The organism is Streptomyces pseudovenezuelae (assembly GCF_001513955.1).
Lineage (GTDB): Bacteria > Actinomycetota > Actinomycetes > Streptomycetales > Streptomycetaceae > Streptomyces > Streptomyces pseudovenezuelae.
The window spans coordinates 134,796-157,843 of the sequence record NZ_KQ948151.1 but is presented as its reverse complement, the minus strand read 5'-3'; the positions used below and the strand labels follow the sequence as shown (position 1 = coordinate 157,843).

Genomic DNA, 23,048 nt, shown 5'->3' with positions numbered 1-23,048 from the left:
GGGGATGGGAGCGCTCCCAAACACGGAGCGTGGCATGGTCATGCCTACGCGTCAATCCGCTGGAGCGAGGTGGGAGAACTTTGCTCACGGGTCCTGGTGGTCCAGGGCGGGCGAAGGAGAGCTCCGGGCCGCCGCGTTCAGGCGCGTTCGTACACGCGGACCCAGTCCGTCAGCATCCGGACGGGGAACGGGGTCGACTTGAGGACGGGGCCGGGCCACTCGCCGCCGACGGCGAGGTTGAGCAGCAGATAGAAGTCGTGGTCGAAGACCCACTTCCGTCCGGCGCCGTGGGACGCTCGCCTGTCGGCGTGATACGCGTGGCCGTCGACGGACCAGGTGATGCGGTTCCTGTCCCATTCCACGCCGTAGGTGTGGAAGGCGTCGGAGAAGTGTTCTCCGTCCGGGAGCGTGCGATGTCCGCCGATCCCCTCGTCGCCGTAGCCGGGTCCGTGGACGGTGCCGTAGACGGTGTCCGGTTCACCGCCCGCGACCTCCATGACGTCGATCTCACCGTTCCCGGGCCACGACGTCGTGGAGTCGTTGTCGCCCATCATCCAGAAGGCGGGCAGAAAGGGGCCGTCCTCCGGAACCCTGATGCGCGCCTCGATCCTTCCGTACGTCTGTGAGAAGGTGCCCTTCGTCGTCAGCCGGGCCGACGTGATGTCGCAGGTGCCGGACGGACAGTGGCCCATGCCCGGCAGTTCCTCGCGGCGCGCGGTGATGACGAGGTGACCGTCACCGTCGGTGGCCGCGTTCCGGGTTCTGTCGGTGTAGTACTGCCATTCCTTGTTGCCCCACTGCGGTTCTCCGCCGGCGTCGTGGACCCACTTGTCGGGGTCGGGTGCCAGCCCCGCCGCTCCGGAGAACTCGTCGGACCATGTCAGCCGCCAGCCCTTCGGCGCGGACCGCGAGTCGCCGGACGGCGCCGCGGAGCAGGAGAGCAGCAGCGCGGTGAGCAGCACACCGACGGCCAGGCGCGTTGGGGTGTGCCGGCGGCCGGGGACAACAAGGCGCAAGGGGACTCCTGATCGGGGCGCGGAGACGGGTTCGCGGGGGTGGATGAGACGAGTTCCTGGCCGATCCGGGACCCGCGGCAGGGGCACCCTCCCGGCCGGCCGGCCGCCCGTCGAAGGCAGGGCGCCGCCCGCCCGCGGGATCGGACGGCACCACTATCACCCCGAACTGCCCGGGAAGCGGTCTGGCCGGGCATCACGAACCCTGATGTCATCGGTGACAGCCTGGCACGGCATCGGTGACGGCAGTTCGTCGCCCCCGGCCACCTGGACCGACCCGGTGCTGAAGAACCTCGCGAAGTCCAACGCCACCGTGCCCGGCCTCCCCGGCAACAACCCGTCCTTCGAGAAAGTCCTGGACGCCGAACCGGACTTCGTCACCTCCTCCTTCGTCTCCACGCTCGACAAGGGCGGGATCGCCACCCGGCACAGTTCGAGAAACTCGGCGTACCCACCTACGTCCCGCCCTCCGACTGCTCCGAGGGCAAGGAGAACGTCAGTGGCGGTGACGGATCCCGCAGCAAGCCCCTGACACTCGACGCGGTGTACGGCGAGATACGTGCCCTGGCACCGGCGTTCGGCGTCGACGCGCGCGGCGACCAGCTGGTCGCCGCGCTCAAGGAGCGGGTACGCAAGGCCACCGCCGACGTGGACGCCTCCGACGTCTCCCACATGTACTGGTTCGCCAACTTCCAATCGCCCTACCTCGCGGGCTGCTGCGGAGCGCCCGGCGCCATCACCCCCGCCGTCGGAGCGAAGAACGGCTTCGCTGACACCGACGACGAGTGGCCCCAGGTCAACTGGGAGACCGTCGCGGACCGTGACCCGGACGTCATCGTGATCGGCGACCTCACGCGCAAGCAGCAGACCGCCGAGACCGCGGCGGCGAAGATCCGCTTCCTGGAGACGAACCCCGCCACCCGAAACCTGACCGCCGTCAAGAAGAAGCGGTACGTCCTGCTGGGCGGACAGGCAATGAACCCGTCCATCCGCACGGCCGAGGGCATCGAGAAGGTCGCAACCGGTCTGCGTGACTTCGGGCTCGCCAAGTGACCCTTCGTACGCTGCTGTTGACGAGCGGAGGACTGCCGCGCTGCTCGTGTCGGTCGCCGTGGCCGTGACGATTGGGCCGGCAGACATCTCCACTGGGGACGTATGGCGCCCGGACCGCATCGCGGTGTCCATGACCGAAGTGGGTGTGCGGGCGAGGTGTTCTCCCTCGGCAGGCCAGTAGTCCACGAGTGCCAGAGGTCTCGATCACGTGGAGGCGGTGAGCGGAAACGTCCTTCGCCGGCCCAACGGGTCTGGCGCGGGGCGCCGAGGACGGCACAGCAGCACGAAGCAGACCACCGCCGACAGGGCGAGCCCGAGCACCGACACCGCCATCGGCAGGGCGGTGACGTCGCCGCCAAGCCCGCGATCATCGGGTCGAGGGTGACGCCGAGCCGGTCCACGCCGCCAGCCTGAAGGCGTTCGTCAATCGGCGGTCGACCCGGTCGCAGGCGTCCGGCGTCACAAACCCGCGATACGGCCCACGAAGAACCCGGCGATGAGCAGGCAGCCGAACACGGTCAGCCCCAGCCGGATTCTCACTCACGTACTGGAGGTTGGACGCGTGAGACTGGCATTCGGGTATCGCCATGACTACGGTGAGTAGCCTTTCCGCGAGCTGTGAGCACTTTGTACGTGAACGATGGGGAACATGACCGGAGTTGTGCACAACATTCTTTGATTTGGTCACAGGAAGATCACTAGTGTGACCTGGACCCCTCGTTGCGAGGGTCGCTCGCAACAGGCGGGTGACGGCGGGTGGTTGGAGGAAGAAGGAGTTCGTCTTCGTGGCGTCCCACCGTCGACCGAAACAGCCCGGCCGAGCCCGCGTGACCGTACTGACCGCGACCGCCGCCGCTGCCGTGGCCCTGGCCTCCCAGTCCGCCAACGCGGCCCCCAAGGCCACCAAGGCCGAGGTCAAGGAGAAGGTCGACAAGCTCTACGAAGAGACGGAGCGCGCCACCAACCAGTACGACGAGGCGCAGGAGAAGCAGGACAAGCTGGAGAAGGAGATCGGTCTGCTCCAGGACAAGGTCGCCCGTGAGCAGGGCGAGCTCAACGAACTGCGCTCGCAGCTCGGTTCGATGGCCAGTGAGCAGTACCGTTCCGGCGGTATCGATCCCTCGCTCCAGCTCTTCCTCTCCGCCGACCCGGACGACTACCTCGACCAGGCGTCCACGCTCGAGTCACTGTCCGCGCAGCAGGTGGAGTCGCTCAAGAGGGTGCAGGCGAAGCAGCGGGAGCTGGCGCAGGAGCGCACGGAGGCCTCGGAGAAGCTCAAGAACCTCGCCGTGGCCCGCACCACGCTCGGTGAGAAGAAGAAGGAGATCCAGGCCAAGCTCAGGAAGGCGCAGGCGCTGCTGAACTCGCTGACCGCCGCGGAGCGTCAGGAGATCGCCGACGCCGAGCAGCGCGCCAGCCGCTCCGCCGCGAGCCGCGTCGACCTCGGCGGCGAGGTGGCCGCCTCCCCGTTCGGCGCCTCAGCCCTGAGCGCGGCCGCCTCGCAGGTCGGCAAGCCGTACGCCCGCGGCGGAACGGGCCCCAACTCCTATGACTGCTCGGGCCTCACGCAGTGGGCGTACGCGCAGGCAGGCGTGAAGATATCCCGGGTCACCTACACCCAGGTCAACGACGGAGCCCACATCGGCATGAGCGCGCTCAAGCCCGGCGACCTCGTCTTCTTCAACAACACTGAGCACGTCGGGCTCTACGCGGGCAACGGCCAGGTGTTGCACGCGCCTTACCCGGGTGCCTATGTCCGCTACGAGTCGATGAGCACCATCGGTTCGTTCCAGTTCGGCGTACGCGTCGTCGGCTGACGAAGTCCGGTCCCGTCTGGACGGAAGCGGAGCCCTGCACGCGTGCGTGTGCAGGGGTCCGCGGCTTGCGTGGCTCAGCCGTGGGGGAGGATGACGGCCCTGCCGTTGATCTTTCCGGCGGGCAGGCGCTCGTAGGCCAGGGGTGCCTCGTCCAGCGAGTACGTCTCGGTGTGCACCGAGACCGCGCCCGAGCGAGCCAGGCCCAGCACCTCGATCAGCTCACCGCGGCTGCCCCAGTAGGGCGCGGTGACGGACACCGCGAAGGGCAGGGTGCCGAAGCCGACCGGTAGGCTGCCGCCGCCGATGGCTGCGGACCGTGTGCCTGGCACCGGCCCATGCCCGCCGCGAGCCGAAGCCCCGCGCGGCGATGTCACTGGCGCTGGCGCTGGCTGTCGGCGTCGCTGGGGGCATCTTCGGGATCGGGGGCGGCTCCCTGTTCGGCCCGATTCTCGTCGGCCGCGGAGCGCCGGTGGCCACCGTTGCGCCCGCTGCTCTGGCCTCCACTTTCGTGACGTCCGTGGTCGGCGCGATCACCTACGCGCCGCTCTCCCTTGCGGCCACCGGTGACGTCGCCCCCGATGGGCCGCTGGGCCTGTGCTGCGGGCTCTGGGGCCTGGTCGGCGGCTACCTCGGTGCCCGTATCCAGCCGCTCCCGCCCGAGACCGCGCTTCGGCTGCTGCTCCCCGACCTCGCCACCGGCATCGGCGCCATGTACGTGGTCCAGATCTGGCGCTGACCGAGCCCGGTTCGGCCCGTGTGCACTGGAAGCGCTGTCCCTTTGCTGCGCGGAGCCAAGCAGTTGATGCCCCGCTCGACGGTGTTGCGCTGTCTGTTGTCCTGTCGGCCGAAGTCGGTGGTCCGGCACCAGCTGGTCCGCGCCCGGGCGGCCGTCACGCCCCGGCTTGCAGGCGCAGGCCCGTCAGGGTCAGTTCCAGGGCGGAGCGGAACTGGTCGACGTCGTCGTGGCCGTCGAACTCGTCGACGATCTCGTGCACGAACGGGAACTCCTGGGGGTCAAGGTCCCGCCAGTCCTGGGCGACGCGGTGGAGGTACTCGTCGCGGTCCACGTTGCCGTCGAGCATCTCCTGGGTCGGCTCCTGTCCGAGGTCGACGGCGGAACCGACGACGACCCCGACGAGGGCGGACACGGCGTGGAACCGCTGGGACGCGGTGAGGTTCATACGGAGGGTCTGCTGGCCGAGCTTCTCGTACAGGCCCAACGTGTGGGTCTGGATGCTGGTGTTGCGCATGAAGTAGGCGCTCAGCCAGGGGCGTTGCACGATCGCGTCGAACAGAGTGATGGCCATGACGCGGAGATCGTCGATCGGGTCGTCGCTCCGGGGGAGCTTCTCGACGTCGGCCAGGACGGGGCCCATGGCGTGGTCGGCGGCGAGGTCGAGCAGCTCGTCCTTGTTGGCGACGTACCAGTAGATGCTGGCGACGCCGCCGCCCAGGCGCTGGGCCAGGGCTCGGAAGGTCAGGGCTGGCGCTCCCGCCTCGTCGAGCAGGGCCACCGCCTCTTCCAGGACCGACTCCATGGAGTGCGAGGCCCGGCGGCGTCCCCCGCCGGAGCGGCTCTGCTGGCGTGTCACGGCTTGATCCCTTCGCGTCTTGCATCGCATCGAACGTTGTTCTATCGTACCGCATCGTACGTTGTTCGATAACCAAACGCTGTTCGATCGGAGCCCGTCATGACCACCGCAACGTTGCACTCACCCGCACGCACCTATCCGTCCCTACGCGCCGCGTGGATTCCCCTCGCCGCCCTCTGCCTGGCCTTCTTCGTCGAGATGGTCGACAACACGCTGCTGTCGATCGCCCTGCCCACGATCGGCCGCGATCTCGGCAGCGGCACCACCGCGCTGCAATGGGTCACCGGCGCCTACTCACTGACCTTTGGCGGACTCCTGCTCACCGCCGGATCCATGGCCGACCGGCTCGGGCGACGCCGCGTCCTGCTCATCGGGCTCGCCGTCTTCGGCTCGCTCAGCCTCTGCGTCGTACTCGTCACCACAGCCGGCCAGCTCATCGCCCTGCGAGCCGCACTCGGCATAGCCGCCGCGGCCATGGCTCCGATCACGAACTCACTCGTCTTCCGCCTGTTCGACGACAAGGGCCTGCGGATGCGAGCCATGACCGTGATGATCATCGTGGGCATGTCCGGGTTCGTCCTCGGACCTCTGCTCGGCGGCACCGCCCTGGCCCATGTCCGCTGGGAGTGGCTGCTCGTCGTGAACGCCCCCATCGCCGTGATCGCCTGCATCGGCGTCCGGCTCGGCGTCCCCGCCGACCGGCCCGAGGACCTCACCAACGACACCCTCGACATCCCTGGCGCCGTCCTCAGCGTCGCCGCCATCGGACTCGCCTGCTACTCCCTGACCAGCGGTGTCGAGCACGGATGGCTCTCCGCCGTCACCCTCGCGTCGATCGGCGGCGCCCTCGCGGCGGCGGTCGCGTTCGTCCGGCACGAGCAGCGCAGCAAGGCCCCCATGCTCGACCTGAAGCTGTTCTCCAACGGCACGGTCCGCGGCGCCGCCATCGCGCAGATCGGTACGTCCATCGCGATGGCCAGCGTGATGTTCGGGCTGATCCTCCACTTTCAGTACGCCTACGGCTGGAGCCCGGTCCGGGCGGGCCTGGCCAACCTGCCGATCATCGTGACGATGCTGGCCGCCACACCCCTGTCCGAGTGGCTCGCCCGCCGCTTCGGCCACCGCATCGCCTGCCTGGTGGGCGCCGCCTGTCTGGCCGGAGCCCTGGCCGGGCTCTCCTGGGCCGTCGACCACGGATACGCCGCCATCGCCGTCTGTATGGTCCTCATGACCGTAGGACTGCGCACCGTCATGACGATCTGCGCGGTTGCCCTCGTCGACGCGATGCCCAGCAACCGCACCTCCATCGGCGCCGCCCTCAACGACACCGCCCAGGAAGTCGGCTCCAGCGTGGGCACCGCGGTCGTCGGCACCCTGATCGCCGCTCTCGTCACCACCCAGCTCCCCGCCGGTACCTGGAGCAGCGACCTGGTCGCCTCCTTCTTCCACGGCGAGCGCGTCACCTACGCGCTGCTCGCCGTCGTCGTAGGGCTGATCGCCGCAGGCGGTGCACTGAGCCTCACCGACTCCCGCTCCGTCGAGGAGCACCCTGCTCAGGAGGCCAACTGAACTGCGAGGACCAGCTAGGAGCCGGTTTGTTCTCGCATCTTTCCGAGTTGGAAGGATGCATGTCATGCCAAAGAAGGTGGATCCCGAGCTGAGGGTCCGAGCCGTCCGGCTGGTGCCGTAGCACCGTGCCGAGTACCCGACCAGATACCGCGGCGGTCCTGACGATGTCCAAGCAGGTCGAGGTAGGCAGAAGTCGTTGTGGCGCTGGGTCGCCCAGGCCGAGATTGACCGCGGCGAGGCGCCCGAGGGCACGATCGAGGAGAACAAGGAGATCCGTCGGCTGCGGTCGCAGATCCGTCGGCTGGGTGAGGACGTGGCGATCCTGAAGGCGGTCACAACGTTCCTCGTCGGGGAGCTCGAATGTCTGGACGGGGATGGGCGGGGGGTGCCGATCGTTTGGGGTCAGGCGGCGTCGAGCAGGATCCGCGCCATCTCGTCGGGGCGCTCCAGTGCGGAGAACCTACTGGCGAGCTGGACGACCACCGGCACGGTCGTGCCCTCCGGCAACGACTGAACCCCATGCAAAAAGGGAGAACCCTCCATGCAGTACCGACCGCTGGGCCGTACCGGCGTCCAGGTCAGCCCGCTGTGCCTGGGCGCGATGATGTTCGGCCCTGGGGCGACGAGGACGAGAGCGACTCGATCCGGATCATCCACCGCGCCCTCGACGCGGGCATCAATTTCGTCGACACCGCGTACGTCTACTCCGCCGGCGTCTCGGAGGAGACTGTCGGCAAGGCGCTGAAGCGCCGCCGCGAGTACGTCTTCCTGGCCACCAAGTTCTTCATGCCGATGGACCAGAACGACCCCAACCAGCGGGGCGGTTCGCGGCGCTGGATCATCCGCGCGGTCGAGAACTCCCTGCGGCGGCTCGGCACCGACCACATCGACCTCTACCAGGTCCACCGCCCCAGCGCCGACACAGACGTCTCTGAGACGCTCGGCGCCCTCACCGACCTCGTCCGCCAGGGCAAGGTCCGCTACATCGGCTCGTCCTCCTACTCCGGCTCGCAGATCGTCGAAGCCGAGTGGACCTCGCACGAGCGGAACCTGGAGCGCTTCGTCACCGAGCCAGCCGCCTTACTCGATCCTCGTCCGCGGCGTCGAAGAGGACGTGCTGCCCACCGTTCGCCGCCGCGGCATGGGCACCCTCACCTACAGCCCGCTCTCCGGCGGCTGGCTCTCGGGCCGCTACCGCAAAAATGCCACCGAGGGACCCGCCTCCGCCGCCCGCCCCCAGGCCCCGCTTCGACATGGACACCCCCGCCAACCAGCGCAAGCCCGACGCCGTCGAACAGCTCGCTGTCCTGGCGGAGAAGGCCGGCATGTCCCTGATCGAACTCGCCGTCGCCTTCGTCATCAACCACCCCGGTGTCACCTCGGCGATCATCGGGCCTCGCACCATGGAGCAGCTGGAGGCGTTCCTGCCCGCTGCCGACATCTCCCTGCCCTCCGACGACCTCGACGCCATCGACGCCATCGACGAGATCGTCGCCCGGGCGTCACGGTCAACCCGGTCGACAACAGCTACGGAGACTTCGAGTTGCGGGCCGACCAGCGGCGCCGCTGACATCAGAATGAACGGCTGCGTCCCCGAGGCGCAGACCGCGTCGTTCATGTACCCCGACACCCTCGGCGAGGAGCGGGACCTCACCAAGACCGTACGCCGGATCACCCGCTGGAAGGTGGACTACTCCGCCGAGGACGGCAAGGCCTTCGAGGAGCGGGTGCTCAAGCCCGATTCGCACAGTTCCCACTGATCGACGACCGGGTGGAGCCCTCCCGTCACCGCTACGGCTGTATCGGCGCCCGCGTGCTCAACGACGACGGCGGTGAACAGAACTTCCGCGACCTCGACTCCGTGCAGCGCTACGACTTCCAGGAGCAGAGGGTCGTCGGACAGTACGCCGTGCCCATGGGCCGGAGCTTCCAGGAACCGTGTTCGTGCCTCCCGGCGACGACGCCACCGAAGGCGACGGCTATCTCCTCGCCCTCATCAACGACTGGGACACCGTGCTCAGCGACCTGCTGATCCTCGACACCGCCAACCCCCCCCATGGCCCATGGGGGCCCGAGCACCTCGTCCAGGCCCCTCAGCCCGCCCACGAGATACTGCGAGACCACCCGGCCGTGCCAACCTCCGCAGTTTCCGTTCGGGGAACGGTCACCGTGACCGTGCCCCGAACGCTTGCGCGAAGTTCCCGTCTCGGACGGATGTCCGTTGACCTGCTTGTTCAGGGTTGAGGACCGGCACTCAGTACAGCTTGTTCACCGCCGTGACGGTCGTGGCCTTGAAGTCGGCCACCTGGGCGTGCTGGAAGGTGCCCATCTGGCCCCAACGAACGACCGTCACGGTGGCGCCGTCGCGGCCGACCGAGAAGAGGCCGATGTCGGAGGAGCCCCAGGCGGAGGCTGTGTGGATGCCGTAGACGTCGGCGCCCTCCTCGACGTTCAGCCGGCCGTAGTACTTCTGCGTCGCTGTGATGTCCGGGTCCTGCTGCATGAGCTTCTTCGCACAGCCCGCCAGGTCCTTGCGCAGCAGCGCCGCGAAGTCCTTCGCCCACTGTTCGCTGCGCCCCTCGACCGTGAGCTGCTGGGCGTTCGTGTCGTACTCCGTCCAGTACTCCCGGTGCGAGGTGGTGGACGGCAGCGCGTCGCCGACGCACATCGGCAGCGGGTCGGGCTGGCCGGCCGTGACGGCTCCGGCGTACCACGGCGAGGACGGGTGGGGCGGCAGGTCGGCCGGCTCCAAAAACCGGGGCGTGTCGGAGGGCGGCGTGGTGGCCGCCGCCGGGACTGCGGCCGCGGCGATACCGGCCACAGCCGCCAGCGCGGCCACAGTGGTACGGATGCCTCGGGTACGGATCTGCATGGTTTCCCCCATTGGTTCCCCCGTCGAATGCGCGGGCTTGTGCCCTTGCCCCCCGTACGACCCGCCACCACCCGTGACGGTTGCCCTGTACGCCCGCTACGGATCCGTCCCGATTGTCACCGTCCTGCCACCGGGTTCGAGGATGTCATTCACCATCACTGCGGGTCGGGGCACGGTCCCGCGGCCGTGGCGAGCCCCAGCCCCGTTTCCCGATCGAGAGTCATACCGGGCATACGGCGATCCGCTGTTGGCGCTACGCAACTGGCTGTCAGGCGGCGGGTGTTGTGTAGGTGCTTTGATCCTCCAGCTTGGAGGAAAGCCAGGTCATCCCGTGGGCGCGGCGAAGTCACCCACGGGATGGACTCACCTGGTGAACCGAGAGCCGGTACACCGTTGCGTGGTTCGGGCGCCGGTCATGCTGTCAGACGCCAGAGAGATGTGGTCTCGGCGCTTCTTGCGATGTGGAGTGGGTCGGCAGCGTTCTTGGAGCGTGGGTGCCGGGGCTTGTCATCGATCTTGCCCACGACGCGGAGCTGTGCCGCCTGAAAGGCGTCGAGCAGTTGCTGACGTGTCCGGAGGCCGAGATGCTCTGCAAGGTCGGACAGGATGAGCCAGCCCTCCCCGCCTGCTCGGAGGTGGGCGGACAGCCCGGCGAGGAAGCTGTGGAGCATCGTGCTATCCGGGTCGTAGACGCCTTGTTCGACGGGTCCGGTCGGACGGGCGGGGAGCCAGGGCGGGTTGCAGACGACGAGGTCGGCGCGGCCTTCGGGGAACAGGCCGGGGCCCGACACCTCGACACGGTCGGTCAGCGCGAACCGGTGGACGTTCTCCCTGGCGCAGACCAGAGCGCGTGGGCTGATGTCGGTGGCCACGACGCGGTTGATACCGCGGTGGGCCAGGACCGCGGCGAGGACGCCGGTTCCCGTGCCGAGGTCGAATGCTGTACTGGTGGCGGGACCGTGCCGGGTCGCGGGCGGCAGCGGAGTGTGGGAGACCAAGTCGACGTACTCACCTCTGACGGGTGCGAACACGCCGTAGTGCGGGTGGATGCGAGCCCCGAGCGCCGGCACGTCGATCCCCTTCAGGCGCCACTGGTGAGCCCCGATCACTCCCAGGAGTTCCCGCAGAGAGACCACCATGGGTCCCTTTGAGGGGCCGTAGGCTTGCAGGCACGCCTGGCGGACGTTCGGGGCCCGGCGCAACGTCAAGGTGTAGTCGTCGTCCAACAGCACCAGGAGCTTTCCGAGGACACGGGCGCGGCGGTTGCTGCTGCGTCGGTGCAGGTGGAAGTTCTCGCTCGGGGACGTGCTGGACGTGGGCGGCTTGCGGTCGATGCGGCGGCCCATCGCCTGCAGGAGTTGCCGGGCGTTGTGGAAGTCGCCCTGCCAGAGCAGGGCCGTTCCTTCGCATGCCTGTCGGTAGGCGTCGTTGGCCTTCATCCGGTCGTCGGCGACGACGGTTCGCCGGGGAAGAGGGGAGGCGTTCTCGGAATGCCAGCGGGCGGAATGGCGGGTGTGGTTTTCGGTCCAGTGGATGGTGGACACCACGTACTCCTCGTGGTCGAACGTGCAGGGGCACGAAGAGCACTTCGACGAGGAGCAGACCGAACCCACGCCTGTCCGTTCGACAGGCGTGTGCTTTGAGGCAGGTGGCCGTTACCGCTCTCGCGTCGAAGCGCGAGAGCGGACGTCCCAGACAACCATGCCGAGCATCGGGGTGAGCCCTTTCGGAGGAGTGGCAGCAGGCTCGCACAGGTGCTGCTCGGCTGCCAAAATCACCAGCCCTGCAGTCATCACGCACAGGGGCGACGGCGACGGGCGACGTATGTGTGACGGTGCCGCGCGCTGACCCGCGCCGTGCAGCTGGTGCAGTCGCGCCTGATTCCGGCGCCCGGGCGAGGGCTGCCGGCGGGCGGCCTCCTCCTACGGGCGCGTGCTGACGAAGCGCACGGCCGGTCCCCAGCCGGCCTTTACCGGTTCCATGCACCACTGGCAGAGCGGGCTGCCGCCGGTGCCGTGCCGGTGGCCTTGCGCTGGCGGCGGTGCAGGGGCCGATCTTGTCGCCGGGGCAGACCGGGGCGGAGGGGTCCGGTTCGGTGATCGGCGGGGGAGTGGTCATGGCGATTCCTACTCCGGGCGGCGCATGCGAGCCGCACAGGTGCCAGAGTAACGAGGCCTTCGGCCCGGCTGGTCGGGCCGCGCCCGGCAATCAGGGTGCGACTCAAAGGCCGGAGTGCGCTCGACGGGGTGCAGGCCGAGGCCGGTGGCGCCACGTTTGCCGCGGTGGGCCAAGAGGCCGCACGGATAGGCGTGGTGGGGACTGAGGAAGGTGGAACAGGCACAGGTCTTGGCGATCATGGAGGTGCGACGCTCTGTGATCACTGGGGTCCTGTGCCTGAGCTTGCGTCAGGTTGACCGAGGCTCTTTCAGTTTCGACGGCTACCGGGTCGCTGCTCCTTGGAGTCGTATTCCCGCCGGACCCGTTCTACCTTGCCCAGGTTGACCGACCAGTCGGCGAGTGCGGCAAACAACGGTGCCAGGCTGCGGCCCAGTTCGCTGATCTCGTACTCAACCCGAGGCGGAACCTCTGGGTGGTAGGTGCGCACGACGAGGCCATCGCGTTCCAGCCGCCGTAGCCGTTCGGTCAGCACCTTGGGCGTGATGGTGGTGATGCGGCGTTCCAGCTCAACGAACCGGTGCCGCCCGTATTCATGGAGCGCCCACAGAATCGGAGTGGTCCAGCGGCTGAAGACGATGTCGACCACCGGGGCGATCGGGCACGCCTGCTCGGGGGCGATGTCGGTACCGGCCGCCGGAGTCGTGTTGTGGGTCACAGTGAGCCTTTCTCTCCATTACTTTCCTGTAGGTACCTACTATCCCCATGTCGGTAGCTTCTGTTGGGCCCACGGAGGACTCGTCAACGGGAGCGAACATGATTGTGGTTACTGGAGTTACGGGCAACGTCGGACAACCGCTGGTTCAGGCGCTCGTCGCGGCCGGTGAACAGGTGACAGCGGTGTCGCGAGGGATCTCCGCACGGGACATGCCGGCGGGGGTACGGCACCATCAGGCCGACCTGGCCGAGCCGGAAAGCCTCGTGCCCGCGCTCGACGGCGCCGACGCACTGTTCCTGCTGACCTCGGGCGACTTCGTATCGGCTGGCGGCGGCGTAAGCGACGTCCTCGATGTCGCGCGGGCGGGCGGGGTCGGCCGGGTTGTCCTGCTGTCCTCCCAAGGCGTGGCCATGGGAAGCCACCCCTCGACGCTGGAGGACCCCGTCACGGAGTCGGATCTGGAGTGGACACTGCTGCGGCCGGGAGGTTTCGACTCCAACACGTTGCAGTGGGCCGAGATGGTCCGCGCGCAGCGCATGGTCGGCGCGCCGTTCGGTGACGTCGCGCTGCCGACCATCGACCCGGCCGACATCGCCGAAGTCGCCGCCGTGGTGTTGCGGGAGGCCGGCCACGCCGGCAGGGCCTATGAGCTGACCGGGCCGGCGCCGATCTCACCTCGGCAGCAGGCGATGGCGATCGGCGACGCGCTGGGTGAGCCGGTGCGGTTCGTCGAGCAGAGCCGCGCGGAGGCTCGGGCACAGATGCTGCAGTTCATGCCTGAGCCGATCGTGGAGGCTACCCTGGACATCCTGGGCACGCCGAAACCCGCTGAGCAGCGGGTGAGCCCCGACGCCGAGCAGGTCCTCGGACGTCCGCCCCGTACCTTCGCCGAGTGGGCTGCACGCAACGTCGCAGCCTTCAAGTAGGAGGTCGTGCGGAGAGGGGTGCAGTCATGGTCGGCGGATCGGGCGTTTGTCCCAGCGGTGGGTGGTCCATGTCCGCCGGATCAGGCTGCGCACGATGATGATCGTGTCGGCGAGATCGAAGAACGCATCGACCACGGTGGCGCTCCGTTCGTAGCAGCGGGCAAGCCGGTGGAAGGTGTTTTGCCAGGCGTGGGTGCGTTCGAGTGCCAACGCCGACTGGCCTGGATGGGTGCCTTCTCGCCTTCGTGCGCGATGCGGACGTTCAGGCCGCGTTCGTAGGGCAGGGTGCGGGTGGTCCTCCGCGTCGTAGCCGGCGTCCAGGTGCACGGTGATGCCGTTGGGCAGCATGAGCGTTTCAGTCCCTGTTTGCCGCGGTCGACCGGGGAACGCCCGGCTATCTCGCCGCCGCCGGGAGCCTTCGTGATGGAGCCGTCCACGGTGATCTGGTCGAGGACGAGGCCGAAGAACCTGCCGCAGGAGCTCGGCTTCGGCTCGGGCATGACCTGCTGGCGGCGCCTGGCCGAGTGGACCGGGGCTGGGGTGTGGCCCCGGCTGCACGAGGTCCTGCTCGCCAGCTGCGCGCTGCGAACGCCCTGGACTTCTCGCGTGCGGCGGTCGACGGCTCCCACATCCGGGCGTTAAAAGGGGACCCAAGACCGGACGAAACCCCGTCGATCGGGCCAGGACGGGCAGCAGGCATCACCTGATCACCGACACCACTGGCATTCCGCTCGCTGCCACCCTGACCGGCGGCAACCGCAACGACGCCACCCAGCTGATTGCGCTCCTCAAAGTTGAGTTGCCCGTGCGTGGCAAGCGCGGCCGGCCTCGCCGCTGCCCGGATGTGGTGCAGGGCGACCGCGGCTACGACCACGACAAGTACCGCCGCCTGGTCTGGGGTCTGGGCGTGAAGCCGCTGATCGCCCGCCGCGGCACCGAGCACGGCTCCGGCCTGGGCGCCCAACGCCGGGTTGTGGAGCGCGCGTTCGCCCACTCGCACTGGTTCTGCCGCCGGCGGATCCGGTGGGAGACACGCGACGGTGTCCGCGAAGCCTTCCTCACCCTCGGCTGCGCACTCATCTGCTGGAGACGTCTGCGCTCACTCCGAAGGGCGCTGGGGGGCGGTGCATTCGGCTTCCTGGGCTGCCATGACCTCATCACCATGTTCGAAGCCCCAGGCTCCCACAACGTCGATGGGTGCCAGCAAAGTCCGTCCCAGGGCTGTGAGTTGGTACTCAACGCGCGGGGGCGCTCCAGGGTGCGCCCGCCGGTCCACCAGTCCGTTGGACTGCAAGCGCCGCAGCGTCTCGGTGAGGACCTTGGAGCTGATCCCCCCGATCTGCTCGCGTAGTTCGACCGGACGCCTGGGACCGTCGCGCAGGGCCCAGAGCACCACGGCGTTCCAGGTGTTGGACAGGAGGTCGAAGGCCAGGCGTGCGCGGCAGTCGGCGAGGAAGGCGTCGGTCGTCACGTACCAAATGGTGCCTGACAGACCCTCTAGCGTCTTTGCGAACGAGCTGAACAGGCCCTGGGAGGGAATGTGTGATGAGAATCGGCGTACTGGGCACAGGCAACATGGCGGACGCGCTCGCCACGCACTGGGTCCGGTCCGGCCACGACGTGGCCGTCGGAGGACGGGACATGCACAAGGCGGAGCGGCTCGCGACGCGCCTCGGAAGCAGCGCGAAGCCCGCCAGTCTGCGTGCGGCGGCCGAGTTCGGTGAGGTGGTGCTGTCCGCGCTGCCCTTCGGCGCAGGGACGAGCGTGGTGCGAGAACTGCAAGCGGTCCTGGACGGCAAAGTGCTGATCGACTGTTCCAATCCGGTCGGCCCGGGCTTCCGTCTGCTGACCCGGAGCGGCCTCTCGGCCGCACAGCAACTGGCCGCGGCGGCACCGGGATCGCATGTGGTCAAGGCGTTCAATCTCTGCCACGAGGACGTGTGGCGTATGTCGCCGCCCATCTTTGACCGGCGGCGACTGGCTGTTCCGGTCTGCGGCGACGACGAAACGGCTCTCGCACTTGTGCACCAGTTGGTGCGGCATGTCGGCTGCGAACCCGTGGCTGGCGGCTCTCTCGAACGAGCGGGACTCCTGGAAGCGACCGCGGCACTCTTCATCGGGCTGTGGGTCGGCGAGGGAGCCGATGCCCAAGCCATCGCACCCCCGCTGGCCTATGCCACCGGACCGAGAGACGAGGACCCACAGACCGCCGAAGAGGCTTCTCGTTAGGAGTTCTTGAGGACGGCGTCGCCGCGCATCCACATCGCCCGGCGGTGGTCGCCGGCGGCGCAGGCGAGAGCGATGACGGCCGCCAGGCAGTCGCGGCGGCGGCTCGCCTCGCCGTGACTGACGCTTACCGACCGTTCGGCGGCGCGCTCCTGGAACCGGCCGCTGACGACCGAGCCGCGGACGTCACTCGTGACGACAGGGCGAAACGGACACGCCTACGGCCCTCAGCTCGCTGTCGCGTACACGATGAGGTTGTCGACAGGGTGTCCCTGCGCATCGAAGTCGCCGTCGCACGTGATGAGCCGTAGAGCACGTTCCTGGGTCGGCCCGTAGACCTTCTCCGTCGGGAAGGCGTTCTTGGCGACGCTCTCCGTGGCCGTGACGGTGAAGTGGAGGGCTTTTCCCGTCTTGTCGGTGACGGTGATGTCCGCACCCTCCTTGATCTTCTTCAGGTCGTGGAAGACGGCCTCGCCGAAGCGGGTGTCGTTGTGGCCGATGATGACGGCCGCGCCGATCTGACCGGGCACCGCACCGCCCGTGTACCAGCCCGCGGTCATCCCTTCCTCGGCAGGCGGGACCTGGACCGTCCGGTCCTTGTTGAGGCCCAACTCCATCAGCGAACTGGTGATCCCCACGGAGGGAACGGCCACCTCGGCAGGGGCCGCCGGAGCGTCGGCCGCGGGCCGCTCGGACTTCGGAGCGCCCGACGCGGCGGTGGGGGCGGTGGGGGCGACCCGGACCGTCGGGTCGGGGCCGGACGAACAGCCGGTGAGCAGGGTGACGAGGGTCAACAGGGTGAGGGTCGTGAGGTGGGCCCGGGACAGGGCCGGACGGTGTGCAGGGGGCAACTCGGGCTCCAGAACAGGGTGCGAGGGTTCGCCGGAACGCACAGGGCGCCGCCTGGTGAAGGGCTGCGCCACCGTGTCGTACGAGAGGTCGTGCTGCCGGGTCAGCCTTCGCGGCGGGCGGTGGTGCGGCGGCGCAGTACGTAGGTGCCGGCGCCCGCGAGCAGCAGCGCGCCGGTGGCCGAACCGATCAGCGTGCCGGTGTTGTCGTCCTGGGCAGGGGCCTCGCCCGCGGCGACACCGCCACGCGGATAGTCCTTGCCTCCGGTCTTCTGGGCTTCGGCGGCCTTCCGGGCCTCGGCCTCCTTGAGCGTCCTGGCGTCCTCGGCCTTCTTCTTCGCCAGGGCCTCCTTGTCGGCCGGGGTCGAGTCGGTCGCGCGCGGCGACGGAGTCGCGTCGGTGGCGAAGGCCGCGGTGGCCGGGACGAGCAGCGCGCCGGCCGCGACGCCGGTCAGGACAGCGACATGCAGCGGGCGCAGGGTGAGACGGCGGGACATGTGAGGGCTCCAGTTCCAGCCCGGCTTGGTCGTTCCTGGTTGCCGATCCGCACCAGGTTCCGGGCATGGCTTCACCCTGACGGCCACTTGTGAGAAAACTGTCAGAGCGCTGTCGTCATCCCATCAGGGTCGACCGGTGTCCTCCGGCTTCCGTGACTCGGCTGTCGGCAGCCGCAGGGTGAAGGTGGCCCCCTTCCCCTCGGTGCTCGCCACGTCCACCGTGCCGCCGTGGGCCTCGGTGAGCTTGAGGACGATCGCCAGGCCGAGGCCGCTGCCGCCGGTGCTGCGGTTGCGGGACTTCTCCGCCCGCCAGAAACGGTCGAACACGTACGGGAGGTCGCCCGCCGGAATGCCACTGCCGGTGTCGGACACCTCCACGGCGAGCTCGTCCCCCGGGTCGGTGACGTACCGGCGCAGGGTCACCGTGCCGCCGGCCGGGGTGTGGCGCACCGCGTTGGAGAGCAGGTTGCTGACGGCCTGCCGCAGCCGTACGGGGTCGGCGTCGAGGAGCGGTGGGTGAGGGGTGCCCGGCGCCGGTGCCAGGACCGTGAGGGTGACGCCCGCCGTCTCGGCCAACCCCTGGTGCGCGGCGGCGACCTGGCCGAGCAGCTCGTCGATCCGTACCGGCTTCCGGTGCAGCCGCAAGGCGCCCGCGTCGGCCGCGCCCAGGTCCTGGAGGTCGTTGATGAGGTGCTGGAGCTGCACCGCCTCCTCCAGGAGCGAGGAGACGAACGCGGGGTCCGGCACGGCCAGGCCGTCGTGGGCCGCCTCCAGCCAGCCCCGGATGTTGCTCAGCGGCGTTCGCAGCTCATGGGCGACATCGCTGACCATGACCTTGCGCTGCTCCTCCAGGCGGGCCCGGTGCGCGGCCATGTCGTTGAAGGCCGCCGTCAGCCGTCCGATCTCATTGTCGGAGACGACGGGCACGGGCACCGGCGTCGCGTCCAGGCCCTCCCGCATGCGCTGGGCGGCGCCGGTGAGCGCGTGCAACGGACGTACGAGCCTGGCTCCGGCGAGCACCGAGGCGCCGACGGTGAGGGCGAGGACCAGGGCGGTGACACCGGCGATGCGTGCGGTGTTGGCGGGGGAGAGGTCGAAGCCGGGCACGCCGGCGGCACCGGGGCCGTCGATGAACAGGAGTGCGGGCTCGGCGACGTAGCCCGTGAGCTGTTCCCGGCGGGCGCTTGCGACACAGTTGGCCACGGCCCGGTCGTACGCGCTGTCGCGGATCTCGGCGGGGGCGTAGTCGAGTGCGCCGCCGGAAGCCGCTTTGCGTTCGGCCGTCGCGGCGTCCTCCGCCTTCTTGGCGGCCAGGGCCTTCGCCTCCCGATCGCTGAGGCCGTCCGCGGCGGCGGAGACCGCGTCGTCCCGCCGGTATGCGTAACTCCGGTCCCAGGACAGGTCCAGGTTCAGTTTCACGGCGGTGCGACCCTGTCGTTTCAGACAGGCGTCAGCCAGTTGATTGAGGGCGCTCAGGGCCTTCCGCTCGGTCGCGGTGGGACCGACCGGGTAGGACGCGAAGCACTTGGCTTCCATGTCACGGTCGGTGACGCTCTCGGTGTCCCCCTCGGTCTCGTCGCTCACGAACTGGACGCGGGGCCGTCCGCTTGGGCTCTCGACGACGTCGGCGGCGATACCCATCCGGCTGAGGCACTCCACCCTCCCGGCGGCGGCCTTCCGCAGTGCGTTGTGTTCCTTCGCGGACAGCCGGAAGGGCCCCACGGCCCGTGGATCGACGCGGTCGGCGCCGGCCTTGGCCGCGTCGGGCACCAGCACCGTGTCGACGGAGCGTGGATCCACGACCGCCGAGGCCTGCTGAGCGAGCAGAGCGTCGGACGAACCACCGCCCGCTGAGCGCGAGTCGGCCGAGTCCATGATCGGGCGTCGGCCCGGCGTGGTGAGCACGATCCGGCGCCCGGACTCCTGGGCCAGATCCCGCACGGTGGTGTCGACGCCGTCCCAGTCGGGGTGGGTGGCGGCGTAGCCGAGGAGGGTGTTGTAGATCTTCGCGTCGGACTTGAGGTTCTGCCCCTGCTCCTGGCGGATCGCGACGGAGGTCGTCTGCACGGCCAGCCAGGCGGTCGCGGCGACCGAGCACGAGGCCACCAGCGCCGTCACGGTCAACAGCCGCCCCGCCAGGCTCTTGCGCAGCGGCAGCCGGGCGGCCCCCGCCGCACCTCCCCTGTCAGGATGACGCATGGCGCACGTTCTTCGCGGGGTCCGTGAGTTTGTAGCCGACGCCGAAGACGGTGATGAGGCGGGCGGGCCGTCGTGGGGCGCGCTCGATCTTCTTGCGCAGGTTCATGACGTGCACGTCGACGGTCCGGCCGCTGATGTACTTGTCGAAGCCGTGCAGCTCGCCCAGGAGCCGTGCCCTGGTGAAGACCCGGCCGGGCTCGGCCGCCATCGCCGCGAGGATACGGAACTCACCGGGCGTGCACTCGACGGGCGTCCCGGCGACCGACACCTCGTGCCGCGAGGGATCGACCCTGAGCGCGCCGACCGTCAACACCTCGTCGTCCAGGGCCGCTTCGGCCTCCGAGGCGGGAGCGGGGGCGGGTACGGTCGCCGGAGCCGGGTCGGGGCCGCGTCGGTTGCGGCGAAGCAACGTCCTTACCCGAGCGGTGAGTTCACGCGGACTGAACGGCTTGGTCATGTAGTCGTCGGCGCCGAGGTCGAGGCCGAGCAGCAGATCGTCCTCGGTGCTGCGGGCCGTCAGCATCAGCACCGGCACCTCCCGGCGTTCGGCGCGCAGGATCCGTACGACGTCGAGACCGTCGGCCCCGGGCATCATCACGTCGAGGACGACCAGGTCGGGTTCCTGGTGCCGGACCGTCTCGAGAGCCGTCCGCCCGTCCTCGACGACCGTGACGGCGTGACCCTCGTGCTCCAGGTAGCGGCGCACCAATTCGGCCTGTTTCGCGTCGTCTTCGGCGATCACAATGTTTGCGCACACGCTGCAGATCGTAGCGACCGCCGATGCCGGGAGGTCGGAAGTGTCCTCAGGGAGCACCTCGTCCGGGGCCGCCGCCAGTGGGACACTGACCGTCAAGTGCCTGTGATACCCGGTGTGTGAGGCGGCGCCTCCAGCGCCTCATACGTTCCTCTCACCGCGCCGGAAGCCCTGATGCCCACTGCTGGGCTGCGCGACCAAATCAACCGGGCCCGCCGCCTGCTCGACGATCACCTGAGTCACCCAGACGCCCTGCGCCGCCAGGAACAGCGGCTGGCTTCCTGGGGCGAGCCGGCCGACGACTTCCTCCAGACCGCCGGCTCGGTCCTGGGCCTCGCCTTGAATCAGGTACAGCGCGACTCAGCCCGAGCTCCGCAAACGGGCGAGGCGTTGTGGCTCAACGCCACCCGCCTCCTCGATCCAGAAGCAGCCAGGCCGGACCTCCTCGCCGGCCCGCCCACCGACCTGGACCCGGACATCCTCCGCCAGATCCAGGCCCTGCGCCTCGCCTCCGCGGGCACCTGCCCGGCCGCAGTCATCCGCTGGATACGCTTCCTGCGCACCGCACACGACGTCGCCGAACACCAGGCCTGAACAGCCAGTCCAGCCCCGCCTTCACCAGAGGGTGGGGACGCGCATACACATCCACGCTCTATCACGACGGATCGTCGCCCATCGCGGACTGCCCGGTCGAGTGGTGATGTTGAGGCATTTCGACTCGGGAGCCCTGAGGTGTGGCTCGCTGGTGGAGGTAGGCGCAGGTGCTGACGAGCCGACATGTCGTCGATCCTGTTGTGATCGGTGATCGGTGATCGGTGATCGGTGATCGGTGATCCGTGAACCACGACCCGGACTCCTACGCCCAACCGGCCGCCTGCGGATACCTGACCAGAAGAGCGACCACGAGAGCCCGGCCACGGTCACGAAGGGGCAACGCCTCCACAGACCAGGTCCACAGCCCCTCCGACAAGCCGGCAGACAAGCATCCGAGCCCTCTCCTCTGTGGTCGTCGTTCTCCACCCTGTTTCGCCCCGACACCGCGAGGAGATGCACGCTGCCCGGTACTCCTCCCCGTCGGGTCGGCTCATCACGCCGGAGGCGCGCCACCCGGAGGGGCCACGGTCACCATCGTCTGGGAGGGAACCAGCAGCCGGGCCCTTCTCGCCTCACACTTGCCATGGAGTGCGCTCGAAGTCATAGCGTCGAGGACGCAACGGCGCACGAGGCCGTCTCAGCGTCCGCTCCTCCCGGGATGCCGGGTGACGGCGGCTGTGCCTGGATGGACGGGAGACTTCGTGCCGCCTGGAGGACGATCAAGCGTGCAAGGAAGGTTGGGACACAACATGCAGAAGCGTAGTCTGCGGGAATTGCAGGTATCGGCCATCGGCCTGGGGTGCATGGGCATGTCCGCCTTCTATGGAACCGCCGACGAGGAGGAGGGCGTCGCGACGATCCGGCACGCCCTCGACCTCGGGGTGAATTTCCTCGACACCGCGCAGATGTACGGCCCGCTCACCAACGAGTCCCTCGTCGGTGAGGCGATCCGGGGGCGCCGCGAGGAGTATGTGATCGCGACGAAGTTCAACTACCGGATGGACGACGCCGTACCGGGCGACATCAGCACGGTCGGCCCGCAGGACGGCTCGGCCGAACACGTCCGGAGCTCCGTCCACGGCTCGCTGACGCGTCTGGGGACCGACTACATCGACCTGTACTACCAGCACCGGGTCGACCCGAACGTGCCCATCGAGGAGACGGTCGGCGCGCTGGGCGAACTGGTCGCCGAGGGCAAGGTGCGCCACATCGGGCTGAGCGAGGCGAGCGCCCGGACCATCCGGCGTGCGCACGCCGTGCACCCGGTCACGGCCGTGCAGAGCGAGTACTCGCTGTGGTCGCGGGATGTGGAGGCCGAGGTGCTGCCGGCCTGCAGGGAGCTGGGTATCGGCTTCGTCCCGTATTCGCCCCTCGGCCGGGGCTTCCTCGCCGGGCGGTTCACCTCGCCGGACGACCTGGACGCCAACGACTGGCGCCGCCAGAACCCGCGCTTCCAGGACGCCAATCTGGAGGCGAACCGGCGGCTGGCGGCGAAGGTGAAGGAGATCGCCGCCGAGAAGGACGTGACCCCGGCTCAGCTGGCCATCGCCTGGGTGCTGGCCCAGGGCGAGGACCTGGTGCCGATCCCGGGCACCAAGCGCCGCACCTACCTGGAGCAGAACGCCGCCGCCGTCGACATCCACCTGACCAAGGACGACCTGGCCCGCATCGACGCGGAGATGCCCGAGGCGGCCGGTGAGCGGTACGACGAGGCAGGGATGCGGTCCGTCAACCGGTAGGCGGAGGGACGCACACAGCACACGGGGGCTCCGTAGGGCACTGGGGTGGTCATCGAAACCGTCGTGCTGTGGGCGCTTCGTAGGCGCGCCGCCGACGGGGGTGCAATGGCAGTCGCGGCGACAACGGTCCGTGCGGTGAACGTCTGACCGCACGGTTGGCGGCTGCCTCCAAGGACGGCAACGTGTTTTCGGCGGCGGGGTGTGGCTGCGCTGGCCCCCGTGGTCGGCGGGCTCAGGCGCGGCGGGGGCCGAGCTGGAGGAGTCTCTCGGGCCGCCGACGTCCGCCGCGCGGCTGGGGCGCGGCCGCGGCTGTCCAGGGCCCGGCTACCAACCCAGCAGGAGGATTCCATGCAGAGTCCCGCAATGCCCCCGCCCGCCACGTCCGGGCTCGACCGGCGGCTTAGTCCGCTCGCGCCGGGCGATCGTCGCCGCCCGGGTCCGATACATTCCGTTCAAGGTCATCGCCAGGGCGGCCCAACGGGCTGCCTTCCGGCCTCGCGTAAAAGGAGAACGTCT

General features: G+C 69.1%; 18 protein-coding genes and 6 pseudogenes. 12 read left to right on the top strand and 12 right to left on the bottom strand.

The window, feature by feature from the left end; translation table 11 throughout:
* Positions 1–137: 137 nt before the first annotated feature.
* Positions 138–1,016 carry a glycoside hydrolase family 16 protein gene (locus tag AQI94_RS32530; RefSeq protein WP_051832831.1) on the bottom strand — a complete coding sequence of 293 codons (879 nt, stop codon included), beginning with the start codon at positions 1,014–1,016 and terminating at the stop codon, positions 138–140.
* Positions 1,017–1,059: 43 nt separating this feature from the next.
* On the opposite strand from AQI94_RS32530, the pseudogene AQI94_RS32525 reads away from it, so the two are divergent.
* Positions 1,060–2,066: pseudogene (locus AQI94_RS32525) on the top strand (ABC transporter substrate-binding protein).
* A gap of 785 nt (positions 2,067–2,851) precedes the next feature.
* Positions 2,852–3,883, top strand: coding sequence for a C40 family peptidase (locus tag AQI94_RS32520; protein WP_079062574.1), 1,032 nt, complete (start codon positions 2,852–2,854; stop codon positions 3,881–3,883).
* Between the two features lie 74 nt (positions 3,884–3,957).
* On the opposite strand, the pseudogene AQI94_RS32515 reads toward AQI94_RS32520, so the two are convergent.
* Positions 3,958–4,188 (bottom strand): annotated as a pseudogene (locus AQI94_RS32515) (NAD(P)-dependent alcohol dehydrogenase); the annotation flags it as partial.
* Here AQI94_RS32515 and AQI94_RS32510 point away from each other — a divergent pair.
* Positions 4,188–4,619: pseudogene (locus AQI94_RS32510) on the top strand (TSUP family transporter); the annotation flags it as partial. The pseudogenes AQI94_RS32515 and AQI94_RS32510 sit on opposite strands and share 1 nt — an antisense overlap.
* Positions 4,620–4,773: 154 nt before the next feature.
* On the opposite strand, the gene AQI94_RS32505 reads toward AQI94_RS32510, so the two are convergent.
* On the bottom strand, positions 4,774–5,421 hold the full coding sequence (locus tag AQI94_RS32505; protein ID WP_031044956.1) for a TetR/AcrR family transcriptional regulator: 648 nt from the start codon (positions 5,419–5,421) through the stop codon (positions 4,774–4,776).
* Between the two features lie 153 nt (positions 5,422–5,574).
* On the opposite strand from AQI94_RS32505, the gene AQI94_RS32500 reads away from it, so the two are divergent.
* The 4 genes and pseudogenes from AQI94_RS32500 to AQI94_RS46640 all read left to right on the top strand — a co-directional run bounded on the left by AQI94_RS32500 (position 5,575) and on the right by AQI94_RS46640 (position 8,804).
* Complete coding sequence (locus tag AQI94_RS32500) at positions 5,575–7,044, top strand: MFS transporter (RefSeq protein ID WP_031044954.1); 1,470 nt, start codon at positions 5,575–5,577, stop codon at positions 7,042–7,044.
* A 196-nt stretch (positions 7,045–7,240) separates the two neighbouring features.
* Entirely contained in the window at positions 7,241–7,558 is a 318-nt protein-coding gene (locus AQI94_RS46650; protein WP_051832181.1) for a hypothetical protein, read from the top strand.
* 27 nt (positions 7,559–7,585) lie between these two features.
* Positions 7,586–8,614: pseudogene (locus tag AQI94_RS46645) on the top strand (aldo/keto reductase).
* 7 nt (positions 8,615–8,621) lie between these two features.
* Entirely contained in the window at positions 8,622–8,804 is a 183-nt protein-coding gene (locus AQI94_RS46640; protein ID WP_031044952.1) for a hypothetical protein, read from the top strand.
* Between the two features lie 494 nt (positions 8,805–9,298).
* On the opposite strand, the gene AQI94_RS32475 is transcribed toward AQI94_RS46640, so the two are convergent.
* The 3 genes from AQI94_RS32475 to AQI94_RS32465 form a co-directional block, all read right to left on the bottom strand.
* Complete coding sequence (locus AQI94_RS32475; protein WP_199814323.1) at positions 9,299–9,928, bottom strand: hypothetical protein; 630 nt, start codon at positions 9,926–9,928, stop codon at positions 9,299–9,301.
* Between the two features lie 401 nt (positions 9,929–10,329).
* Positions 10,330–11,460 (bottom strand): methyltransferase, encoded by a 1,131-nt coding sequence (locus AQI94_RS32470; protein ID WP_031044943.1) that lies wholly within the window; start codon positions 11,458–11,460, stop codon positions 10,330–10,332.
* 881 nt (positions 11,461–12,341) lie between these two features.
* Entirely contained in the window at positions 12,342–12,749 is a 408-nt protein-coding gene (locus AQI94_RS32465) for a winged helix-turn-helix transcriptional regulator (protein WP_031044939.1), read from the bottom strand.
* Between the two features lie 98 nt (positions 12,750–12,847).
* Here AQI94_RS32465 and AQI94_RS32460 point away from each other — a divergent pair, with 98 nt between their 5' ends.
* Positions 12,848–13,675, top strand: coding sequence for an NAD(P)H-binding protein (locus tag AQI94_RS32460; protein WP_031044936.1), 828 nt, complete (start codon positions 12,848–12,850; stop codon positions 13,673–13,675).
* A gap of 24 nt (positions 13,676–13,699) precedes the next feature.
* Here the strand turns inward: AQI94_RS32460 and AQI94_RS43420 are convergent.
* Positions 13,700–14,145 (bottom strand): annotated as a pseudogene (locus AQI94_RS43420) (IS5/IS1182 family transposase); the annotation flags it as partial.
* Here AQI94_RS43420 and AQI94_RS43415 point away from each other — a divergent pair.
* A pseudogene (locus AQI94_RS43415) lies at positions 14,144–14,777 on the top strand (IS5 family transposase); the annotation flags it as partial. The pseudogenes AQI94_RS43420 and AQI94_RS43415 overlap by 2 nt on opposite strands.
* Here the strand turns inward: AQI94_RS43415 and AQI94_RS32445 are convergent.
* Entirely contained in the window at positions 14,775–15,146 is a 372-nt protein-coding gene (locus AQI94_RS32445) for a winged helix-turn-helix transcriptional regulator (protein ID WP_031044934.1), read from the bottom strand. The pseudogene AQI94_RS43415 and the gene AQI94_RS32445 sit on opposite strands and share 3 nt — an antisense overlap.
* 74 nt (positions 15,147–15,220) lie before the next feature.
* Here AQI94_RS32445 and AQI94_RS32440 point away from each other — a divergent pair, with 74 nt between their 5' ends.
* On the top strand, positions 15,221–15,904 hold the full coding sequence (locus AQI94_RS32440; RefSeq protein ID WP_037942283.1) for an NADPH-dependent F420 reductase: 684 nt from the start codon (positions 15,221–15,223) through the stop codon (positions 15,902–15,904).
* A gap of 224 nt (positions 15,905–16,128) precedes the next feature.
* Here AQI94_RS32440 and AQI94_RS32435 read toward each other — a convergent pair whose 3' ends face one another.
* From AQI94_RS32435 to AQI94_RS32420, 4 genes are all read right to left on the bottom strand, one after another.
* A complete protein-coding gene (locus AQI94_RS32435; RefSeq protein WP_199814322.1) occupies positions 16,129–16,752 on the bottom strand; it encodes a class F sortase in 624 nt (207 codons plus the stop codon).
* Between the two features lie 101 nt (positions 16,753–16,853).
* Positions 16,854–17,246 (bottom strand): hypothetical protein, encoded by a 393-nt coding sequence (locus AQI94_RS32430; protein ID WP_031044924.1) that lies wholly within the window; start codon positions 17,244–17,246, stop codon positions 16,854–16,856.
* A gap of 123 nt (positions 17,247–17,369) precedes the next feature.
* The gene (locus AQI94_RS32425) at positions 17,370–19,445 is read right to left on the bottom strand and encodes a sensor histidine kinase (RefSeq protein ID WP_031044921.1); all 2,076 of its coding nucleotides are present in this window, start codon (positions 19,443–19,445) and stop codon (positions 17,370–17,372) included.
* On the bottom strand, positions 19,432–20,187 hold the full coding sequence (locus AQI94_RS32420; RefSeq protein WP_078902722.1) for a response regulator transcription factor: 756 nt from the start codon (positions 20,185–20,187) through the stop codon (positions 19,432–19,434). Before AQI94_RS32420 ends, AQI94_RS32425 begins: the two co-directional genes overlap by 14 nt.
* A gap of 186 nt (positions 20,188–20,373) precedes the next feature.
* On the opposite strand from AQI94_RS32420, the gene AQI94_RS44315 reads away from it, so the two are divergent.
* Both AQI94_RS44315 and AQI94_RS32410 read left to right on the top strand, forming a co-directional pair.
* Positions 20,374–20,793, top strand: a complete 420-nt coding sequence (locus AQI94_RS44315) for a hypothetical protein (RefSeq protein WP_031044915.1) — start codon at positions 20,374–20,376, stop codon at positions 20,791–20,793.
* A 749-nt stretch (positions 20,794–21,542) separates the two neighbouring features.
* Positions 21,543–22,532 carry an aldo/keto reductase gene (locus tag AQI94_RS32410; protein WP_031044913.1) on the top strand — a complete coding sequence of 330 codons (990 nt, stop codon included), beginning with the start codon at positions 21,543–21,545 and terminating at the stop codon, positions 22,530–22,532.
* Positions 22,533–23,048: the final 516 nt, after the last annotated feature.

Bases quoted from the DNA above. Each gene is read 5' to 3' on its own strand.
- AQI94_RS32410 (WP_031044913.1), top strand. From the start codon at position 21,543: ATGCAGAAGCGTAGTCTGCGGGAATTGCAGGTATCGGCCATCGGCCTG.
- AQI94_RS32430 (WP_031044924.1), bottom strand. From the start codon at position 17,246: ATGTCCCGCCGTCTCACCCTGCGCCCGCTGCATGTCGCTGTCCTGACC.
- AQI94_RS46640 (WP_031044952.1), top strand. From the start codon at position 8,622: ATGAACGGCTGCGTCCCCGAGGCGCAGACCGCGTCGTTCATGTACCCC.
- AQI94_RS32425 (WP_031044921.1), bottom strand. From the start codon at position 19,445: ATGCGTCATCCTGACAGGGGAGGTGCGGCGGGGGCCGCCCGGCTGCCG.
- AQI94_RS32500 (WP_031044954.1), top strand. From the start codon at position 5,575: ATGACCACCGCAACGTTGCACTCACCCGCACGCACCTATCCGTCCCTA.
- AQI94_RS32505 (WP_031044956.1), bottom strand. From the start codon at position 5,421: ATGGAGTCGGTCCTGGAAGAGGCGGTGGCCCTGCTCGACGAGGCGGGA.
- AQI94_RS32440 (WP_037942283.1), top strand. From the start codon at position 15,221: ATGAGAATCGGCGTACTGGGCACAGGCAACATGGCGGACGCGCTCGCC.
- AQI94_RS44315 (WP_031044915.1), top strand. From the start codon at position 20,374: ATGCCCACTGCTGGGCTGCGCGACCAAATCAACCGGGCCCGCCGCCTG.
- AQI94_RS32475 (WP_199814323.1), bottom strand. From the start codon at position 9,928: ATGGGGGAAACCATGCAGATCCGTACCCGAGGCATCCGTACCACTGTG.
- AQI94_RS32460 (WP_031044936.1), top strand. From the start codon at position 12,848: ATGATTGTGGTTACTGGAGTTACGGGCAACGTCGGACAACCGCTGGTT.